The organism is Prochlorococcus marinus str. MIT 9312 (genome assembly GCF_000012645.1).
GTDB classification, from domain to species: Bacteria; Cyanobacteriota; Cyanobacteriia; order PCC-6307; family Cyanobiaceae; genus Prochlorococcus_A; species Prochlorococcus_A marinus_L.
Window position 1 is genome coordinate 446,358 of the sequence record NC_007577.1, and the last position, 19,668, is coordinate 466,025.

23 protein-coding genes are annotated in these 19,668 nt (G+C 31.8%); 12 read left to right on the forward strand and 11 right to left on the reverse strand.

All coding sequences use genetic code 11. The features are described 5' to 3' along the window. Positions 1–47 precede the first annotated feature (47 nt). On the reverse strand, positions 48–518 hold the full coding sequence (rplS, locus tag PMT9312_RS02450) for a 50S ribosomal protein L19 (RefSeq protein WP_011376034.1): 471 nt from the start codon (positions 516–518) through the stop codon (positions 48–50). A 32-nt stretch (positions 519–550) separates the two neighbouring features. After that, positions 551–859, reverse strand: coding sequence for a PepSY domain-containing protein (locus tag PMT9312_RS02455; protein ID WP_011376035.1), 309 nt, complete (start codon positions 857–859; stop codon positions 551–553). Positions 860–950: 91 nt separating this feature from the next. Between PMT9312_RS02455 and map the strand changes: the two genes are divergently transcribed. Further along, positions 951–1,790 (forward strand): type I methionyl aminopeptidase, encoded by an 840-nt coding sequence (map, locus tag PMT9312_RS02460; protein WP_011376036.1) that lies wholly within the window; start codon positions 951–953, stop codon positions 1,788–1,790. A gap of 3 nt (positions 1,791–1,793) precedes the next feature. On the opposite strand, the gene PMT9312_RS02465 is transcribed toward map, so the two are convergent. After that, positions 1,794–2,513: an SDR family oxidoreductase gene (locus PMT9312_RS02465; RefSeq protein ID WP_011376037.1), complete on the reverse strand. Its 720-nt coding sequence runs from the start codon at positions 2,511–2,513 to the stop codon at positions 1,794–1,796. 144 nt (positions 2,514–2,657) lie between these two features. Between PMT9312_RS02465 and PMT9312_RS02470 the strand changes: the two genes are divergently transcribed. The 5 genes from PMT9312_RS02470 to PMT9312_RS02490 all read left to right on the forward strand — a co-directional run bounded on the left by PMT9312_RS02470 (position 2,658) and on the right by PMT9312_RS02490 (position 6,019). Next, positions 2,658–3,767: a phosphotransacetylase family protein gene (locus PMT9312_RS02470; protein ID WP_011376038.1), complete on the forward strand. Its 1,110-nt coding sequence runs from the start codon at positions 2,658–2,660 to the stop codon at positions 3,765–3,767. Positions 3,768–3,792: 25 nt separating this feature from the next. Continuing rightward, a complete protein-coding gene (locus tag PMT9312_RS02475; protein WP_011376039.1) occupies positions 3,793–4,305 on the forward strand; it encodes a hypothetical protein in 513 nt (170 codons plus the stop codon). 67 nt (positions 4,306–4,372) lie between these two features. Continuing rightward, positions 4,373–4,870: a YajQ family cyclic di-GMP-binding protein gene (locus PMT9312_RS02480; RefSeq protein WP_011376040.1), complete on the forward strand. Its 498-nt coding sequence runs from the start codon at positions 4,373–4,375 to the stop codon at positions 4,868–4,870. Between the two features lie 25 nt (positions 4,871–4,895). Beyond that, the gene (locus PMT9312_RS02485) at positions 4,896–5,105 is read left to right on the forward strand and encodes a hypothetical protein (RefSeq protein WP_011376041.1); all 210 of its coding nucleotides are present in this window, start codon (positions 4,896–4,898) and stop codon (positions 5,103–5,105) included. A gap of 110 nt (positions 5,106–5,215) precedes the next feature. Beyond that, complete coding sequence (locus tag PMT9312_RS02490; protein ID WP_011376042.1) at positions 5,216–6,019, forward strand: prohibitin family protein; 804 nt, start codon at positions 5,216–5,218, stop codon at positions 6,017–6,019. A 63-nt stretch (positions 6,020–6,082) separates the two neighbouring features. Here PMT9312_RS02490 and hemL read toward each other — a convergent pair whose 3' ends face one another. Continuing rightward, positions 6,083–7,387 (reverse strand): glutamate-1-semialdehyde 2,1-aminomutase, encoded by a 1,305-nt coding sequence (hemL, locus tag PMT9312_RS02495; RefSeq protein ID WP_011376043.1) that lies wholly within the window; start codon positions 7,385–7,387, stop codon positions 6,083–6,085. 226 nt (positions 7,388–7,613) lie between these two features. Next, positions 7,614–8,459 carry an exodeoxyribonuclease III gene (gene xth / locus PMT9312_RS02500; RefSeq protein WP_011376044.1) on the reverse strand — a complete coding sequence of 282 codons (846 nt, stop codon included), beginning with the start codon at positions 8,457–8,459 and terminating at the stop codon, positions 7,614–7,616. A 71-nt stretch (positions 8,460–8,530) separates the two neighbouring features. On the opposite strand from xth, the gene PMT9312_RS02505 reads away from it, so the two are divergent. Genes PMT9312_RS02505 through PMT9312_RS02520 form a run of 4 tightly spaced genes read left to right on the forward strand, consistent with a single transcriptional unit; the run spans position 8,531 to position 11,683 of the window. Continuing rightward, positions 8,531–8,824 carry a hypothetical protein gene (locus PMT9312_RS02505; RefSeq protein ID WP_011376045.1) on the forward strand — a complete coding sequence of 98 codons (294 nt, stop codon included), beginning with the start codon at positions 8,531–8,533 and terminating at the stop codon, positions 8,822–8,824. Between the two features lie 27 nt (positions 8,825–8,851). Beyond that, positions 8,852–9,451, forward strand: a complete 600-nt coding sequence (locus PMT9312_RS02510; RefSeq protein ID WP_011376046.1) for a hypothetical protein — start codon at positions 8,852–8,854, stop codon at positions 9,449–9,451. Positions 9,452–9,503: 52 nt separating this feature from the next. Next, complete coding sequence (gene larC, locus PMT9312_RS02515) at positions 9,504–10,730, forward strand: nickel pincer cofactor biosynthesis protein LarC (protein ID WP_011376047.1); 1,227 nt, start codon at positions 9,504–9,506, stop codon at positions 10,728–10,730. Then, positions 10,727–11,683: a lysylphosphatidylglycerol synthase domain-containing protein gene (locus PMT9312_RS02520; protein WP_011376048.1), complete on the forward strand. Its 957-nt coding sequence runs from the start codon at positions 10,727–10,729 to the stop codon at positions 11,681–11,683. Before larC ends, PMT9312_RS02520 begins: the two co-directional genes overlap by 4 nt. Here PMT9312_RS02520 and PMT9312_RS02525 read toward each other — a convergent pair. Genes PMT9312_RS02525 through PMT9312_RS02540 form a run of 4 tightly spaced genes read right to left on the reverse strand, consistent with a single transcriptional unit; the run spans position 11,680 to position 15,155 of the window. Continuing rightward, positions 11,680–13,218 carry an ABC transporter permease gene (locus PMT9312_RS02525; RefSeq protein ID WP_011376049.1) on the reverse strand — a complete coding sequence of 513 codons (1,539 nt, stop codon included), beginning with the start codon at positions 13,216–13,218 and terminating at the stop codon, positions 11,680–11,682. The two genes, PMT9312_RS02520 and PMT9312_RS02525, sit on opposite strands and share 4 nt — an antisense overlap. A gap of 26 nt (positions 13,219–13,244) precedes the next feature. Further along, positions 13,245–14,333 (reverse strand): CobW family GTP-binding protein, encoded by a 1,089-nt coding sequence (locus tag PMT9312_RS02530; protein WP_011376050.1) that lies wholly within the window; start codon positions 14,331–14,333, stop codon positions 13,245–13,247. A 38-nt stretch (positions 14,334–14,371) separates the two neighbouring features. Beyond that, entirely contained in the window at positions 14,372–14,662 is a 291-nt protein-coding gene (locus PMT9312_RS02535) for a 4a-hydroxytetrahydrobiopterin dehydratase (RefSeq protein WP_011376051.1), read from the reverse strand. A 37-nt stretch (positions 14,663–14,699) separates the two neighbouring features. Continuing rightward, positions 14,700–15,155 (reverse strand): secondary thiamine-phosphate synthase enzyme YjbQ, encoded by a 456-nt coding sequence (locus PMT9312_RS02540; protein ID WP_011376052.1) that lies wholly within the window; start codon positions 15,153–15,155, stop codon positions 14,700–14,702. 109 nt (positions 15,156–15,264) lie between these two features. On the opposite strand from PMT9312_RS02540, the gene PMT9312_RS02545 reads away from it, so the two are divergent. Both PMT9312_RS02545 and PMT9312_RS02550 read left to right on the forward strand, forming a co-directional pair. After that, the gene (locus PMT9312_RS02545) at positions 15,265–16,770 is read left to right on the forward strand and encodes a carboxypeptidase M32 (RefSeq protein ID WP_011376053.1); all 1,506 of its coding nucleotides are present in this window, start codon (positions 15,265–15,267) and stop codon (positions 16,768–16,770) included. A gap of 62 nt (positions 16,771–16,832) precedes the next feature. After that, positions 16,833–17,420, forward strand: a complete 588-nt coding sequence (locus PMT9312_RS02550; protein ID WP_011376054.1) for an inorganic diphosphatase — start codon at positions 16,833–16,835, stop codon at positions 17,418–17,420. A 2-nt stretch (positions 17,421–17,422) separates the two neighbouring features. Here the strand turns inward: PMT9312_RS02550 and hemC are convergent, their stop codons facing one another. Then, positions 17,423–18,373 (reverse strand): hydroxymethylbilane synthase, encoded by a 951-nt coding sequence (hemC, locus tag PMT9312_RS02555; RefSeq protein WP_011376055.1) that lies wholly within the window; start codon positions 18,371–18,373, stop codon positions 17,423–17,425. 96 nt (positions 18,374–18,469) lie between these two features. Further along, positions 18,470–19,651: an RNA polymerase sigma factor RpoD gene (gene rpoD / locus PMT9312_RS02560; protein ID WP_011376056.1), complete on the reverse strand. Its 1,182-nt coding sequence runs from the start codon at positions 19,649–19,651 to the stop codon at positions 18,470–18,472. Positions 19,652–19,668 lie beyond the last annotated feature (17 nt).

Here is a 19,668-nt window from a genome sequence, read left to right on the forward strand (position 1 = left end):
ATAATTATAAGCGCCTTTGTGACCAATAAGGTTGTAAATTTACAACTTTAACGATCAAAGCGTTGTTTTACGCGAGTAGCTTTTCCTACTCTATCTCTTAGATAGAATAACTTAGCTCTTCTTACTTTACCTCTACGTTCAACTTTTAGAGAGGCAACTTGTGGACTATGTAGCATAAATACTCTTTCAACACCTATACCTTGGAAAATTCTTCTAACTGTAATTGTCTGATGAATACCTCCATGTCTTTTAGCTATTACAACACCTTCATAAGGTTGAACTCTTTCTTTATTACCCTCTGTAATTCTAACTCCAACTTTAACAGTGTCTCCAACATAAATTTCAGGTAATTCTTTTTTTAATTGTTCATTCTCAAATTCCTCGATAAGGTTGGAAACGCTTATAGTTTTTGTAGTTTCAGAAACCAAGTTTTTTTCTTTTTGTTCAACTGCGACATCAACTGATCCGTCAGTTTTAATAATGGTTTCTAATTCATTTTCCTGTTTCTCTTTGGCCATTTTGGTCTTTTTTATCCTACAAGTTCTATATCTTAACCTTTTGACTCGCCTTTAGTAACCTTTTTGGTAAATGAAACTGTTTTTGAAAACATTTGGAATCCTGTGATTAGCATCCATAACAATCCAAGGGAATTCAATAATACATATATTAATTCTCCATTATCTCCAAGCCATTCACCTTCATGTAGCGACATTAACCAATGAACTTGTTCTCTAGAGTAACCTAATAAATCTTTTGAAACCCTATAAATAACCCCGGTACTGGAAGATATAAATAGTGGAAGAAAAACCCAAGGCGCCAAAGCTTTATGAAATTGCCTAGAATTAGATGAAAATTTCATTCCTGTTTCCCATTGTTATTGATAGATTTAAGATAGCCAAGACCGTAATGGCTATTTTGATGATATTTACCTATTACTATTATTTATTCCAATGAAACATTTTGCAGATCTTTTATTAAATAAAAATAATTCCAAAACCAATAATCAAGTTCCTTTTATACAGAGGAGAAGAGGAATTGAAATAAAGTCTGCACGTGAAATAAATTTGATGAAAAAATCTAGCAGGATAGTCGCAACAGTTTTGAGGGAAATTAATGACTTAATTAAACCTGGAATGAGCACTAAAGATTTAGATGATTTTGCAGAGAAGAGGATAAAAAGTTTTGGTGCTGTGCCAAGTTTTAAGGGCTATCATGGTTTCCCTTCTAGTATTTGTTCTAGTATCAATAATGAGGTTGTCCATGGGATACCAAATAAAAATAAAATAATTAAAAATGGTGACTTAGTTAAAATTGATACAGGAGCATATTTAGATGGCTTCCATGGGGATAGTTGCATATCAATTTGTGTAGGAGAAGTAAGTTCAAAGGTCCAAAATCTTAGTGATGTAGCTTATAAAGCATTGTATGCTGGCCTTTCAAAAATTAAGGCAGGGAATACACTTCTCGATGTGGCTGGGGAAATCGAAGATGTTGTTGTAAAAAATGGCTTTAGTGTTGTTGAAGATTACACAGGCCATGGAGTTGGCAGAAATCTTCATGAAGAACCATCGGTATTTAATTTTCGGACTAAAGAATTGCCCAACGTCATACTTCGTGAAGGAATGACATTAGCTGTGGAACCTATTGTTAATGAAGGGACTAAATTTTGTAAAACATTAAATGATAAATGGACAGTCATAACAAAAGATGGAAAATTATCTGCGCAATGGGAGCATACAATAGTTGTTTTAAAAGATGGAATTGAAATATTGACAGATAGAGATTTCTAGGCACTATGATTTGTATTTATAGATAATTTGGCAATACAAAAAATTAAAAAATTCTTTTAGTGGGAACAGTATGTAGGTTAAAGGGTTTGGACTAATTATTATTAAATAAATTTTTGAATTAGCTAAGTCATAAATTTTTTTAGACACAAATTTGGCACTCATAATCCCGATAGGATTTAGTTCTGACTTAAAAGGCCCTAAGATGATTTTCTTAATAATTAATTTTTTCTTAGTATCTTTGTCCAGAAGATTTTTTTTGAATGAAACTAATTGACCAATAAGGGATTTACTTATCTCATATGAAGGATTAAGCGCTGGCAATATTTCTGCTTCAGATGTGTTTATCCAAATCTCTTTTTTTATTAATGACTCATTTTTTCGGGCAATATCTTCAAACAAATTTAAAAATTTGAAATTGCTTAATGCATTTATTTCTATTGAATTTTCATAATTGCTGTTTTCTCGACTTAAATTATAAATGCCGTGGTTCAAAATTAAAATATCTATCTTCTTTAAATGCTTTTTTAGTGCCGATTCTTTCCCGCATTCCCATTTAATCCATTTATTAGGGGATTCAAGATTTACTTCAGAATCAGTTTTACTATGAGTAAATCCAATTACTTTATATCCTTTCTGACGAAACAACTTCGTTAGTTCTTTCCCTAGTGCGCCGGAGGCTCCAGTAATCCCAACAGTTTTTTCGTTTTTCATTGAATTTATCATTTTGTCTGATTTTGATAAAATATCAAAGCACTAAAATAAATTTACCTAAAAAATATTTATTTGCTTAAAACTCATAAATAAATATTTGTTTAGTTCTAAAAAAAATATTATCTTGAACTTATGGATAAATAACTTTACTAAATTATGAGCGATATATTGTTAATTGGTTCATGTGAGCCATTTAGTGGTAAGTCTGCATTGGTGCTTGGGATAGCAAAAAGAGTTTTACAGGAGAAAAAACAAGTACGTATTGGTAAACCACTAGCAACTTGTATCGAACTTACTAATCTACCTTCAATGTCTTATGAAGGATTAATAGATGATGATGTTAAATTTATTGGATCTACTTTAAATATCAAAGAAGAGAATTTAATTTCTTCAGTAGGATTATTAGATAATATATCAGCTGAAAAAAGAATATTTAATAAAGACTTGCTTCCAGGAAAAGGTTTCGATCAAATTAAAGGATTGGTTAATGATTCTTTTGAAGGATTGAATATTCTTGAAGCGGCTGGTAGTCTTCATGAAGGTATGATTTATGGTTTAAGTCTCCCACAACTAGCTGAAAGCTTAGATGCGAAAGCCTTAATTGTAAATTTATGGGAAGATTGTAAAAGCGTAGATGCATTACTAGATGCAAAAAAACAATTAGGGGAGCATTTGGCTGGAGTTGTATTGAATGCAGTTCCGCCTCAAGAAGTCGAAAAAGTTAAAAATGAAATAATACCTTCTCTTAAAGATTTGAATATTGAAGTATTTGGAGTGATGCCCAAGTCACCACTTCTCAGAAGTGTCACCGTCGGTGAGCTTGTAAGAAGACTAGATGCCAAAGTAATTTGTTGCCCTGAAAAAGATCAATTACTTGTTGAGACATTGAGTATTGGTGCAATGGGGGTAAATTCTGCAATGGAATTTTTCAGAAGAAGACGAAATATGGCTGTGGTTACTGGAGCTGATAGAACTGATATCCAACTTGCTGCTTTGGAAGCTTCTACTCAATGTTTAATTTTAACTGGTATGGGAGAACCCCTATCACAATTGATTCATAGAGCAGAAGAATTGGAGGTCCCAATTTTAAAGGTGGAATTAGATACTCTCGCCTCTGTAGAAATTATTGAACAAGCTTTTGGTCATGTAAGAATACATGAATCAATTAAAGCTTCTTATGCTGTTCAATTAGTTCAGGAGCATGTAAATCTAAAAAGAATTCTCGAAAAGATAGATTTTCCCTGCAATTTTCCAGAAAAATGCTAATTTCAAATATAGGAACAATTTTATTTTGAGTCGCTCATTAGATCTACCAGCAACAGAAGGCGTTGATGCCTTAGCTCAAGAACTTGCAAAACTCCAAGATAATGGAAAAAGGAGAATTGCTTTTTTGGGCAGTAGGCATGTACCTGTTGTTGATATCCACTTGATTGAATTGATAGCAAGGTCTTTAGCAGAGGAAGGGCATAATATTCTTACATCTGGATCTCAAGGGGTCAATGCAGCGGTTATTCGAGCTGTGTTGGATATTAATCCATCATTGTTGACTGTTTTATTGCCACAAAGCCTTGATAGACAAATACCCGAAATAAAGGATCAACTTGAAAGGGTTATGCATTTGGTTGAAAAAAGTGAAAATGATGAATTACCTTTGCCACTTGCAAGCAGCCTTTGTAATCAAGAAATTATCACTAGGTGTGATCAATTAATTTGTTTTGCCTTCCATGATAGTGAAACCTTACTTAACAGTTGTAGGTCCGCAGAAGAAATGGGGAAAGTTGTTAGTTTGTTATTTTTTGATTAAATAAATCCATTTACCCTTATTTAAATCAAATTTATGCTAAAAGTAGTCTTGCATTTAACAATTTAAGATGGCAGAAAGTTTTTCATTTGATGTTGTTTCTGATTTTGAGAGACAGGAATTAGTTAATACTTTGGATCAAGTAAAAAGGGAAATTTCTCAACGTTACGATCTTAAAGGAACAGATACTGTTGTTGATTTAGATAAAGAAAATATTTTTATAACTACTAATAGTGAGCTAACTTTAAATTCTGTAAATGACATAATTAGACAAAAGGCAATAAAAAGAAACTTATCTTTAAAGATTTTCGACTATGGTGAAATTGAAACAGTTAGTGGTAATAAACTGAAGCAGACAATTTTGTTAAAACAAGGCATTAAACAAGAAATAGCAAAAAAAATCAGTAAAAGTATTAGAGATCAATTTAAAAAGATTAATGTCAGCATTAATGGTGAAACACTCAGAGTCTCTAGTAAGAGCAAAAATGATCTTCAATTAGCAATTAAACTTATTAGCCAATTGGAAGAGTCTTTGAACATCCCTCTAAAGGCGAATAATTTTAGATAAAATTTCTGATAAGTATTTTTAAAATATGGCAGATTATCCAGAATCCCTTATTCAAGCATTATTAATAAAGGTGAAAGAATATCCCCGTTTTTCAACTGGAGAAATAGAGAAATTTTGTTGGATGGCAGTGCATGAGCATAAGCATGGTGTTTTGCCATCTGAATATGATATTAGGGAGATAGATGAGGATCTATATTTACAAATTTTGCAAGAATTCAAATCAAATAATTCATAAAAATAATATTTATGTTTCTTTGCACAATTATTAAAAAAATATTTTAATTAAATGCCTTATTAATGCACTAATTAATTAGACTAAATATGATTAACTAAAAGAAAAAATTAATGTCAACATCCTTTAAAAATGTCACACCGACTGGACCTGGTGGGACTGCAACCCTTTTGATTGTATTATCTTTTACTGGCTTTCTTTTACTTACCCAATCTCTCTTTGTGGTTCCTTCTGGACAGGTTGCAGTAGTAACAACATTAGGTAAAGTAAGTGGTCCTTCTAGGAGGGCTGGTTTAAATTTAAAACTCCCATTTATTCAGTCTGTTTATCCATTTGATATCAAAACTCAAGTTCAACCTGAAAAATTTGAAACTTTAACTAAGGATCTACAGGTTATTAGGGCTACAGCTACTGTCAAGTATTCAGTAAAACCTCAAGAAGCAGGAAGAATTTTTGCCACAATTGCTAGCAGAAATAGCGATGTTTATCAAAAAATAGTTCAGCCATCTTTACTCAAGGCCCTTAAATCAGTCTTTTCTCAATATGAGTTAGAGACAATCGCTACCGAATTTGCAGTCATCTCGGAAAAAGTAGGAGATACCGTTGCACAAGAACTTAATTCATTCGATTATGTAGATGTTAAAAGTTTAGACTTAACAGGATTGGAGATTGCTGAAGAATATAGAGCTGCGATTGAACAAAAGCAAATAGCGGGTCAACAATTATTAAGAGCAAAGACAGAAGTGGAAATTGCTGAGCAAGAAGCACTCAGATATGAAACATTAAATAAAAGTCTTGATGATCAAGTACTTTTTAAACTATTTCTTGATAAGTGGGATGGTAGTACACAAGTTGTACCTGGCTTGCCAGGTTCTGAAGGAGGCACCCCACCAGTAATTGTTGGTGGTAGAAGGTAATTAATTTAAATTATCTCCTACCTAAAATCTAACTAGTTTGATTTTCTTTAAAAAACAAACTAGTTATTGGTTTTTTATAGTATTAAAGCATTGATCAAATACCTCGATTGTTTTATCAATTTCTTCTTCGTTATGAGCGAGTGATGTGAAGCCAGCCTCAAATGGACTTGGTGCAAGATAAACACCTCTTCGAAGCATCTCTCTATGTAACTTTCCAAAAAGTTTAGCATCATTTGTTTTTGCTTCATCAAAGTTCCTAACTGGCCCATCACATAAGAAAAAACCAAACATAGCACTTACACTTCCACCGTAAATAGCAATACCATTATTTTCGGCAGACTGAATTATCCCTTCAATTAATCTAGAAGTTATTGCATCTAGTTTCTCATAGGTACCTTCTTGTTTAAGTAGTTCAAGAGTCTTTATACCAGCAGTCATTGCAAGTGGGTTTCCGCTCAAAGTACCTGCCTGGTAGACCGGTCCTGAAGGAGCTACCATTGACATTATTTCTTTCTTACCTCCATAAGCTCCGACAGGTAAGCCGCCTCCAATTACCTTTCCAAGTGTAGTTAAATCAGGAGTAACACCAAATTTTTCTTGTGCGCCTCCATAACTGATTCTGAATCCAGTCATGACTTCATCAAAAACTAATAAGGATCCATTCTCAGTGGTTAATTCCCTTAATCCTTCTAAGAATCCAGGTTCAGGAGTAATAAAGCCAGCATTACCAACAATAGGCTCAAGAATGACCCCCGAAATGGCATCAGGATTTTCTGAAAATAATTTTTTAACTGCTTCAAGATCATTGTAGGGAGCAGTTAGTGTATTTGCAGTTGTTGTTCGTGGCACCCCTGGGGAATCTGGTAAACCTAAAGTGGCCACACCTGATCCGGCTTTCACTAAAAACATGTCTGCATGACCGTGATAGCAACCGTCGAATTTAATAACTTTATCTCTCCCAGTGAATGCTCTCATAAGCCTCAAAACAGCCATGCAGGCTTCAGTTCCACTATTAACAAATCTAACCATTTCTACAGATGGGACAGCATCTATAACCATCTCAGCAAGTTTGTTCTCTAAAACGCAAGGAGCTCCAAAACTGGTCCCTTTCTCAATTGCTTCCTGTAGTGCAGTTGTAACTTCGGGATGCGCATGTCCACATATAGCGGGCCCCCAACTTCCTATGTAGTCAATATATCTATTTCCATCAATATCCCAAGCAAAAGGGCCTTTAACTCTATCAAAAACAATCGGCTGACCTCCGACGGATTTAAAAGCTCTTACTGGGGAACTTACTCCCCCAGGCATTAATTCTTGGGCAGCAGAAAAGATTTCTTCTGATTTGGTGCAATTTAATATGTCAGTCACAATTTAACTAAATAATGCTTTGATAAAAATCTTGTCATGTTCTAAGTTAGAAATAAGTAAAAATTTTGTCAATGAGATTGAAATTCTACATTATGATATTTTTATTGCGATAGTTTGGATTGTAAATTATTTATTTTTAGGAAATCATGATAGAAATCAAGATCATGCTAGATATCTCTTTATTAATAAGCGTTTTCAGATATTAAAAAAATTCAATTTATTTTATTTATATTTCGAAAAAATTATCCTCTTCCTCAAAAAAATCTACATTTATATCGTTCAAGTTAAGATCAATCATTACTGGTGCATGATCACTTGGACGTAAATTCGCTCTTGGTGAGCTGTCTATGACACAACTTTTAAGTTTTGATGACAGTTCTTTGCTGATGTAGATATGGTCTATCCTCCAACCTTTATTTAATTCATAAGCGTTATTACGGTAATCCCACCAACTCCAATGGCCAGGATTTTTTTCAAAAATCCTAAAAGAATCTATTAATCTTTCTTTCAGAACATTATTTAGTGCATTTCTCTCTATCTCAGATGCCATTATTCCTCCTTCATATTTCTTGGGATCATAAATATCCAAGTTAGAGGGAGCAACATTAAAATCACCCATAAGACAAATTAATTCTCCTTTTTTTTCTTGCTCATCCAAATATGAAGCTAAACTACTTAACCAATTAATTTTGTATTCGAACTTATTAGATTCTAGAGAAGATCCATTTGGCACATAGACATTTATAATCTTGATACCATTAATATCAGCAGAAATTAATCTTTTTTGATCAAGGAAAATTTCGGCATTTTGATCAGAGTCTGAACAACCGTAGAATCCTTTTTTAACATTTTCTGCTTTTATTTTAGAAATAATAGCAACACCATTATATGCTTTTTGTCCGTAGACCTCCACTGAGTATCCTAATTTTTCAAAAGGTTCAAATGGGAAACTATTATCCATTACTTTTGTTTCCTGCAAACATAGAATATCTGGATTGACTTGATTCATCCAATCTATTATTTGTGAAAGTCTGGTTCTTATAGAGTTAACATTCCAAGTTGCTATTAACAAATTTCTACCAAATTATGTAGAATTAAGTTAGCAGGAATTTTCGGCGTTAAAGAATTTTGAAATTAAATAAAATGAAAAATTATTTTTGCAAAAACCCTCCTAAATTAATACCTTTAGTAATTTTTCTTATTCCCTTAATTTCCTTAAAAGTTAATTTACTAAATGCTGAATATTTATTTGAAGAATTAGAGATCGATTCCTCAACTAAAACAGATGAGAATAGTTCAGAATTTCCAACAAATCCATTTGAACTTGTTGAAATGATTAGGAGACAAAATAGTATGAATGATGCAACTAATCCGTCTGATGCTATTGATGATGCGTTAAGGTCTTTTAATGGTTTGGAGGAAAAGCAAGAAATTTAAAAAAAATTGTCATTTCAAAAATTTAATATGTTAAAAAACCCTATCCCACAAGTTACTAATCAATTGCAGTACAGAGCAATCGGTATTATTAATGGAAAATTTTCTCCCCATGATAGTGATCAATTAAATAAAGGCTTTTTAATTGACAAAAAGGGCGAGAAGATAGAAACAGTAGTACTAGGTAAAGCATTATCACTTTTAAAAAAGCACATTGATTTAAAGAAAAGTTATTACTGGGTTGTTTATCCAAAAAATAAAAATGCTCAAAACTTGCATTTACAGGTTGCAGGTATTTGGGATCCTTACCAACTGAATGATTTCCCAAATGATTCTTCAGAAACTAACTTTTCTAAATTATTAAAAGAATTAGATTTAGAAGATAATTATTTTTCTGTTAGGGGAGAATTAGTTTTTGTCAATACTCAAAAAAAAGAAATTGTTATTAAAATCTGCTCTGCTTCAAAGTTAAAGAATTTAAAAAATAAAAATTTTAAATTAGTCATAAAAGGGGAGCTTTCTCTTCAACTACTTAATAATTTTGTAAGTTTAGATATTATCAGAGATGGAAATGCTTTGAAATTAATCAAGTACGAAGTTATTGAAAAAGATCTTTCTGGAAATGACTAGAATGAAAGGTTGATTTTTATCGCAATTTTACCAATCAAGCAATCGTGGATTTATGGAAGATGTTTTAATTGAATGTTCTCCAGGTATCTCTGGAGATATGTTGTTAGGGGCTTTTTATGATTTAGGGGTGCCTAAAAAAGTCATTGAACAACCACTTATTGATCTTGGATTAAAGGATTTATATCATCTCGAGTTTAAAGAGTCAAAAAGTTGTTCAATCCGAGGGATCAAGGCAAAGGTTGAGAATATTGATAGCAGTCCTATCAAAAGAACTTGGAGAACTATTAAAGAACTTATTTCAAATGGGCACTTAGAAGATAAATTAAAGCAAATAATTTATGAAGTTTTTGAATCCTTAGCAAATGCAGAAGGAAAAGTTCATGGTGTCAAATCTGAGAATGTTCATTTTCATGAAATTGGAGCTATAGACTCATTAGTGGATATCATAGGAGTATGTGCTGCCTTGAATTACTTAAATCCAAATAAGGTTTATTGTAATGAACCAATGTTGGGGAAAGGTTTTGTTCAAACTGAACATGGAAAATTATCTGTACCACCTCCTGCTGTAATAGAACTAATAAGACAAAAGAATATAAAGGTTTTATCAAGCTTTGACTCAATAGAAGGGGAACTATCTACACCAACTGGCATTGCTTTACTTTCTAATTTAGTCGACTATCTGCGACCTCCTTCAAAATATTCTATTAACTCTTATGGAGTAGGCATTGGTAACTTAAAATTTTCATTCCCTAATTTGGTAAGAGTTTATAAAATTTCTTCATTTGAGGATTCTTCTTGTAATCAACAAATTAATCCAAAGTGTGAAGAGATATCTGTTCAAGAAGCATGGATAGATGATCAAACACCTGAAGATATATCTAATTTTGTAGAGAAACTAAGAATTGAGGGAGCTTACGACGTTTCTTATCAATCTATCTACATGAAAAAGAATAGAATTGGATTTTCTATTCAAGCAATCTTACCAATAGAGAAAAGAGAATATTTTAGGCGATTATGGTTTGATTATTCTAATACTATTGGAGTGCGTGAAAGGACCCAATCTAGATGGATATTACTTAGAAGGAAAGGAGAATGTACAACGACCTTTGGAAATATAAAAGTTAAACAGACTTTGAAACCAGATGGATCAATAACTATGAAACCAGAAAATGACGAAGTCATGAGATTAAAACTAGAGCATAAAATATCAACTGAGGAAATAAGAAAAATAATAAAAGAGTCAAGTAAAGAATTTAAAGCATTTGAAAATTGGAAATGAGATTTAATATAAGGAGTCATAAATATTGGAAATTCCTTAAAAAAGTTAATTTTGATGGTTTAAAGAGTCTTTTCTTTATTTCAAGCTTGTTATATTTTTGCATCTATTTTTTTAATAATTTTGATCAAATTTCTTTTGATATCAATTTTAAAAAAAGTGTAATTAATCTATCTTTATCATTTTTATTTTGTGTTTTAAGTATTTACCTTAACGCTTATGCATGGAAATATATAGTTAAATGGTTCGGAGAAGAATTTAAAAGTAATAATCTAGTTTCTTTTTATGTTTTAACCAATATTCTTAAATACGTTCCAGGGGGTATTTGGCATTTTGTTGAAAGATTTAACTTTATAAAAAAAATAAGTAATCCTCAGATTGCTTTATATTCGACACTTATAGAACCTTATTTTATGTTGAGTGGAGCTTTTCTGTTGGCTTCACTGGGAGTAATTTTTTCACCACTTTACTTTTTTTTAATTTTGCCTTTAATATTTTTAAATAAGAAATTTATTTATGTTGTATTAAAAAGATTAGGGTCTATAAAGGGGAAAGTATTTGAGGTTTTGAGATTTGCAAATTCAAAGGACCAATTTGAAAAGAGAATAAATATAATTTCTTTTTTTCCTGCCAAAGCGTTATTACTTGAAATTGGTTTTGTTTTATCTAAATTTACTGGTTTTTATATCTGTCTAAATACTTTTTATTCAAGTAATACTCTCAACATCATATTTTTATTAGTAATCTTTTCTTTGTCATGGTCTTTAGGTTTGGTAGTCCCATCAGCTCCAGGGGGAGTTGGCGTTTTTGAAGCTTGTCTCCTTTTTTTTGTTAGCAGAAATATTCCACAAAATACAATTATTGTTAGCTTAATTTATTTTAGGGTTATATCTACCTCGGCAGATTTGTTATTAAGCTTCCCTTTTTTAATTAGAAAGCTGTTTAAAAGAATTTAGTTTTTTTTCTCTAAACTTGGAATCAATGTAATTGATGCAATGAGACCTAAAGTCATGATAAGAATGGCTGGTAATATTGCCTCTACCATTCTTTCATCTCCAGCATATTGATATATTCTCACAGATAATGTATCGAAATCGAATGGTCTTAAAATAAATGTTATTGGTAATTCTTTTATTGTGTCTACAAAAACTAAAAGTGATCCTACAAATATTGGTCCTTGGAGTAGAGGTAGATGAATTCTTTTAATGATTCCCAGCCAGTTCTCTCCTAGTCCAAGCGCAGCTTCATCAAGACTAGGAGAAATTCTTTCAAGACTTGAATCAATAGAACCCTTAGCAATAGTTAGAAATCGTACAACATAACCCCAAATTAGCAAGCAAATAGCCATGGAACTCAATTCTGAAGAAGAAATGCTTATTAAAGATAAAGCTAATACAGTGCCTGGGATTGCGTAACCTATTCCCGAAAGGTTCGTAATTAGTCCTAATAAAAAGCTTTTATTTGGTCGTCTAGTTAAGGAAATTATTAATGAGAATAACATCGTTATTAATGCAGTAAAAAGTCCTAGACATATAGTCCTTAATAGTAGATTAAGTAATTCTATAGATAACCCCTTTTGAATTTGATCGATATTTATGAGAACCCAAAAACATGGAATTCCAAAAGAGAAGATTGGAGGAAATAAGGATAAGGTTATTGCTAAAAGAGCTCTAGTTTTTTTTAATTCCCATCCTTGAGAATCTTGTGATGCAGGATTTTCACTCCACCTCTTAGATTTTCTTCTCGAGAATTTTTCAAAAATAATTAAAGTAAAAATTATTAACAAAGCTACCAAAGATAATCCAATAGCACTTTTTGGATTGCCCTCAATTATCCAATTTTCGGCGATACCTGTAGAAATACTTGGAATATTTAATAATGCAAATGTACCTAACTCATTCATTACTTCCATACACATTAAACTTATTCCTGTTATTAGTGCTGGTAACGCCATTGGAAAAGCGATTTTAAAGAAGCTCCTCCACGGCCCAACTCCTAATCCTCTACTAGCATTAATTTGATTAACTCCAAATTTGTTAAAACTTTCGTTAGCAAGAATGAATACATATGGATAAGTAGAAATTGAAAGTATTAAAACACCCCACCATAAACCAGTTACTTGATATCCAAAAATACTTCCTAAATCCTGCAAAACAGCTGTTATTAGATATGCTGGAGCAGCTAGTGGAACTAGCTGACAAATACGGAGAACTTTTCTGAATTTAAAATCACAATTTGAAAGTAACCATCCATTCAAGGTCCCTAAGCCTCCTCCAAATAAACTTGTCAGTGCTAAAACTTTTAAAGTGCCTAGTACCTCTTCTCCTCCTGCAATACCTAATGAAAAATTTCCACCTAATACATATTGAACTCCTTCAAGAAGAAAATTAGAAATTGGAATTAATACTAAGAGTGCAACAATAAACGAAGTGATATAAAAAAGTTTTAATTCGGTTAATGCTTTTTTAAATCCATTAATAAGTATTTTCAAAAATTAATTAAGTCCTACTATTTGCTCTAGTCTGAATTAAATCTACATGATGAAAGTTGATTTTTAATAGTTTGATGATCTAAGTTCTTTCCAATTAATACTATTTTGTTAGATTTATCTTTTGTCCATTCTTCATCATCTAGAGAAAACCGTTTCCCAGACAGGTGAAAAATGTGTTTTCTTTCACTTTCCATAAACCATAATATTCCTTTCGCTCTAAATACATTTTGTGATATTTGATTATCTAAGAAATATTGAAACTTCCTTAAGGAGAATGGTTCAACTGTCTCATAAGAAACTGATGTAAACCCTTCGATATTATTGATCAAATGATTTGAATGAGAAGAGTGATCGTGTGAATGAGAAGAGTGATCGTGTAAATGAGAAGAGTGATCGTGTGAATGAGAAGAGTGATCGTGTAAATGAGAAGAGTGATCGTGTGAATGAGAAGAGTGATCGTGTGAATTATCTTTTACATTTTTCTTTTCCTTCTCGAATTGAAAAGTATCTGTCTCAAAAAGACCAACGCTCATTATTGTTTGTAATCCAACTTCACTATTGGTTGATCGCAAGATCCTAGGTTCTTTTTTTATCTTATTTATAAACTTTTCTACTTTCTTTAATTGTTCTTCGTTCACTAAATCACACTTATTTAAAAGGATGATATCTCCGTATAAAATTTGAGAATAGGAAACACTTTTATTATTAATTTCAAAATCAAAATTTTCTCCATCGATTACAGTGATAATTGAATCTAATCTTACTTTTTCTCTGAGATCGCCAGCTGCAAAAGTCATTGCTACTGGTAATGGATCAGCAAGTCCAGTTGTCTCAACAATTAAATAGTCTAGTTTTTCAGATCTTTCTAAAACTTTTGATACTGTATTTAATAATTCGCCATTAATAGAGCAACATATACAGCCATTATTTAATTCGATCATATCTTCTGAGCCTTCTATGATTAAGTCATTATCTATTCCAATCTCTCCGAATTCATTAACTAAAACGGCTGTTTTAATACCAACTTGATTTTTTAAAATATGATTTAATAATGTGGTTTTGCCAGAACCTAAAAATCCACTAATAATCGTAACTGGTAATAACTTTTTAGACATTTTTACGAATTGTTTTAAATAAATTCAAATTTGTAATTTTATTGATCGAAAATTTTATTGATTTCTGAAGCTAATGTTTGATCCAAATTTGTAATGCCTCCCAAATCATGTGTATTTAAACTGATGATTACTTTTGAATAAATATTTTCCCAGTTTGGATGGTGGTTGTATTTCTCACAGATTAAAGCAACCTTCGTCATAAAAGAGAAGGCTTCAATGAAATTAGCGAAGCTAAATTCTCTTTGGATTTGTTCGGACTTAATTTCCCAGCCAGGTATTTTGACAACTAATTCCTTCAATTCTTCATCTCTTAAAAGGTAAGGTTCCATTGAATAACTAATTGGACTTTAATACATTATAAATATTTTACTTTTTCTCACCAATTATATGTACATTTATAATTCTTTCTTTTTGATCAAATCGATGTTCCCATAAATAAACTGCTTGCCATGTGCCAAGTATTATTTTACCATCTTGAAAACTCAAAGATAAACAAGTGTTTGTTAAGGATGTTTTAATATGTGCTGGCATATCATCAGCCCCTTCTTGATAATGTTTATATGAAATTTCTTCTCTATTTTTTGATAATGTTAGGTAGGAATCATATGGAACTATAGATTGCATATATTTTTTTAAGTCCCTAAGTACATTTGGATCTGCATTCTCATTAATAGTTAAGCTGCAACTGGTATGAAGTGAAGTTAAATTAAAAATTCCTGAATGAAAGTTATTTTTTTCAATAAATAAATTTAAATCATTTGTGATGTCAATAAAACCCTCTCCACTGGTTAAAAATTCTAATTTTGAAAATATTTGTTCCATATAAGTCAAAACTCAACTTATTAATATTCTATTATGAGTAAACAATGTATGTTTTTTTGCAGTCATTAAAATTTTTATCTTAAAATAAATTTAATTAAAATCTAAATTTTTGGCCGAAACTCAATGGAATAAGCTGGGGGCTTATCTTAAAGAAACTCAAATATTAAGTTCAATCCAAAATACACTTTATTGGGACCAGAATACTGGGATGCCAAAGAAAGGCGCTTCTTGGAGGTCTGAACAACTTACCTACATTGCAAAAGTACTGCATAAAAGAAATTCTTCAGAAGAATTTTCTAATTTAATACAATCTGCTAAAAATGAATTATTAAATACGGAACAGAATTCAGATAATCAATTTTTTATTAAAGACAAAGGAAGAAATATTAATCTTTTAATCAAGGAATTTAATAGAGAAAGAAATTTAGATCCTAAGTTAGTTGAATCTTTGGCAAAGGCAAAATCTAAAGGGTATGAAAGCTGGCAAGAAGCTAAGAAAAAATCAGATTTTAAAGTTTTTCTTCCATTCTTTGAAGAATTAGTCAAATTGCGTATTGAAGAGGCAAAGCAAATAAATGATCAATATTCACCATGGGAGACTCTAGCCCAGCCCTTTGAGCCTGAATTGACTTTGAAGTGGTTGAATAAAATGTTTAAACCATTGAAAGAAACTATCCCGGCTTTGATAAGAGAAATTAAACAGTCAAAAAAAAATCATTGGGATTTAAGTCCTGAATCTCAACAAAATTTATGTTCTAAATTACTAGATGAGTTTGGGAGAGATAAAGATCTCGTTATTGTGGGTAAATCGCCCCATCCTTTTTCAATTACATTAGGACCTAATGACTATAGGATTACTACAAGAATTGTTGAAGGTGAACCATTATCAAGCTTTTTAGCAACTGCACATGAGTGGGGCCATTCAATTTATGAGCAGGGTCTGCCATCTCAAAGCCATCAATGTTTTGCTTGGCCTTTAGGTCAAGCAACTTCTATGGGTATTCATGAAAGTCAATCTTTATTTTGGGAGAATAGAATAGTTAAATCCAAATCTTTTTCAAAAAGATTTTTTAAAAAATTTGTTTCAGCTGGATGTTCTTTAAATAATTATTTAGAACTCTGGAAAACTATTAATCATTTGGAAGCAGGATTAAATAGGGTTGAGGCAGATGAATTAACCTATGGTTTACACATTCTAATTAGAACCGAACTTGAAATAGATTTGATTGAAGGAGGTTTGCAAGCCAAGGATATCCCAGCCGAATGGAATAAAAGATATGGTCAACTTTTAGGAATAAAACCATCTAATGATTCAGAGGGGTGTCTTCAAGATGTGCACTGGAGTGAAGGAGCGTTTGGATACTTTCCTTCATACTTATTAGGACATCTTATAAGTGCCCAAATATCTACTCAAATGGAAAGAGAAATTGGTTTGATTGATAATTTAATTGAAAATGGTGAATATCAAAAAATCATCTTCTGGTTAAAAAATAATATACATAAATATGGTAGATCAGTTAATTCTATGGAATTGGTAAGAACTGTCACAAATGAAGAACTATCACCTCAATATTTTATTAATCATTTAAGGTCTAAAGTAAATGATTTTTGCTGAACATTACTTTTGAAGAATTTAGTTGAGTGTAAGGATGTAAGATAAACAAAAATAATTTTTTGATGGCAAATCTTAATCAACCCCCAAGTAGGGTTACACCAAATTTATTGCATATACTAAATGCTTTCACTGATAACTCAAATTCAATAGTAAATACTATCGTTGAATTAAATTCTAATACGATAAATAAATATGAATTAATTACAGAAACGGGTCATCTTAAACTTGATAGAGTTGGTTATTCTTCTCTCGCCTATCCCTTTGCTTATGGATGTATACCGAGGACATGGGATGAAGATGGAGATCCACTTGATGTGGAAATTGTTGGCGTAACTGAGCCATTGATACCTGGATCTATAGTGGAGGCACGGATTATTGGGGTGATGAAATTTGATGATGGTGGAGAGGTAGATGATAAGGTTATAGCAGTTCTGGCAGATGATAAAAGAATGGATCATATCTCAAGTTTTGAAGACCTTGGAGAGCATTGGATAAAAGAAACAAAGTATTATTGGGAACATTATAAGGATCTAAAAAAACCTGGGACATGTACTGTAAATGGTTTTTTCGGGATAAAAGAAGCTGTTAAAGTAATTAAAGATTGCGAAGATAGATATAAAAAGGAAATTGATCCTAAATTAATTAATTAATTTCAGTTCTCCCTAAATTGTTCAAAGATTTCGCTCAGTATTTTGTCAGCCCCTTGGAGCTTTAGTTTCTTAGCTAGTTCTTTGCCTACTTGTTCAGGATCATCAATATTGCCAATATATTGATCTTTAATCAGCCTTTCTCCATCAAGAGAGGCTACCATTCCAGTAAGGTAAAGTTGTTCATTTTGAATACTACTATTTACGCCTATTGGAACTTGGCATCCTCCTTCAAGTTCTCTTAAAAAAGCCCTTTCTGCTAGACATCTTTGACTAGTGGGTTTATCTTCTAAGACACTTATAATTTCTAAAACTTTTTTATCATCAGATTTACATTCAATTCCTAGTGCTCCTTGTCCAACGGCATGAAGGGAAATTTCATTTGGTATGATCTGATGAATTCTTGATTCAAAGCCTAATCTTTTTAAACCAGCGGCAGCAAGAATTATGCAATCAAATTCTCCTGCATCTAATTTTTCTATTCTTGTAATAACATTTCCTCTGATATCCTTGAAGTTAAGATGTGGGTACTTATTTCTTAATTGTGCGAGTCTTCTAAGAGAGCTTGTCCCCACAATTGAACCTGCAGGTAAAGTTTCTAATTTATAGCAATCATTTTTTTTGCTTACTACTAAAGCATCTGCGGGGTCTTCTCTTTTTGTGATGCATCCTAATTTAAGGCCACTAGGCAAATTTGTTGGTAAATCTTTTAGAGAATGTACTGCTATATCTGCTTGGCCTACAAGCATTTGTGCTTCAAGTTCTTTTGTGAATAAGCCCTTGTCACCTATTTTTGCTAGGGCTACATCAAGAATTTTGTCACCTTGAGTTGCCATGGCTTCTATGGATACCTCTAAATTGGGAATATTTTTTTCTAGTTGATCTTTAACCCATAAAGTTTGTACCATGGCTAGTTTACTTCTTCTACTAGCTATTTTAAGTTTAAAATTAGTCATCAAATATTATTTTGAGTTTGGATTAAAATTAAGTCGTATCTATTTTAAGCTATTATTTTGCAACTTTTTAAAGCTGAAAATTATATTTAACTATTATTATTTTATATATTCTTTTAAAACCCCATTTCGATTTGGATGTCTAAGTTTTCTTAGGGCTTTTGCTTCTATTTGTCTAATTCTTTCTCGAGTTACATCAAATATCTGTCCAATTTCTTCAAGAGTTTTCATTCTTCCATCATCAATTCCGTATCTCAATCTAAGAACATCTCTTTCCCTTGGACTTAGAGTTGCTAGGACTCCCTCTAAATCTTCTCTTAATAAAGTTTTAGACACATCTTGCTCTGGATTTTCTATATCAGCCTCTATAAAGTCTCCAAGTCTTGAGTCTTCTTCTTTGCCTATTGGAGTTTCTAAAGAAATAGGTAACTGAGCACTTTTAGCTATAAATCTTAATTTTTCAATTGTCATTTCCATACTCTCAGCTATTTCTTCTTCACTGGGTTTCCTTCCGAATTCTTGGCTGAGAACTTTTGTGGTTTTTTTAATTCTGGATATTGTCTCGTATAAATGAACTGGCAATCTAATAGTCCTACTTTGGTCTGCGATTGCTCTAGTAATGGCTTGGCGAATCCACCAAGTAGCATAAGTAGAGAATTTATAACCTTTTTCATGGTCAAATTTTTCTGCTGCCCTGATCAAACCCAAACTTCCTTCTTGTATTAAATCTTGGAATGATAAACCTCTATTCATATATTTTTTAGCAATGGAAACAACTAATCTTAAATTTGATTGAACCATTTTTTCTTTAGCTCTTCTTCCTAAAAGTAGTCTTCTTCTAAATTTGGAAAGAGGCATATCTATTAATTCTGCCCATTCTCTAACAGAAGGGAAATGGCCTTTTTCTGACTCATATTGAGTTGCCAGTTCTTCTAATTGGAGTAAGTCAGCAATTTTTCTTGCAAGTTCAATTTCTTCATCTGGTCTTAAAAGTCTAATTCTTCCAATTTCTTGCAGGTAAACTCTTATTGAATCTTCGGTGTATATACCTTTTGGCCCAAGCTTTATGTTCCCAAGGCCCTTATCTGCATCTTCAGAATCACTAAATTCATTATTGTTTTCTAAGCTGCTTTCGTTTGAATAAGAAGATTCCTTTAAATTTTCACTATTGATATTACTATTTTCTTCAACCACTGTTTCTAAATTGGAATTAATTTTTTTGTTAATCTTTTTTTTTGAGCTAGGCTTGGAATTCTTTGAATCTGCTGCTACTGGACACATGATTGACTCCTTTCTAC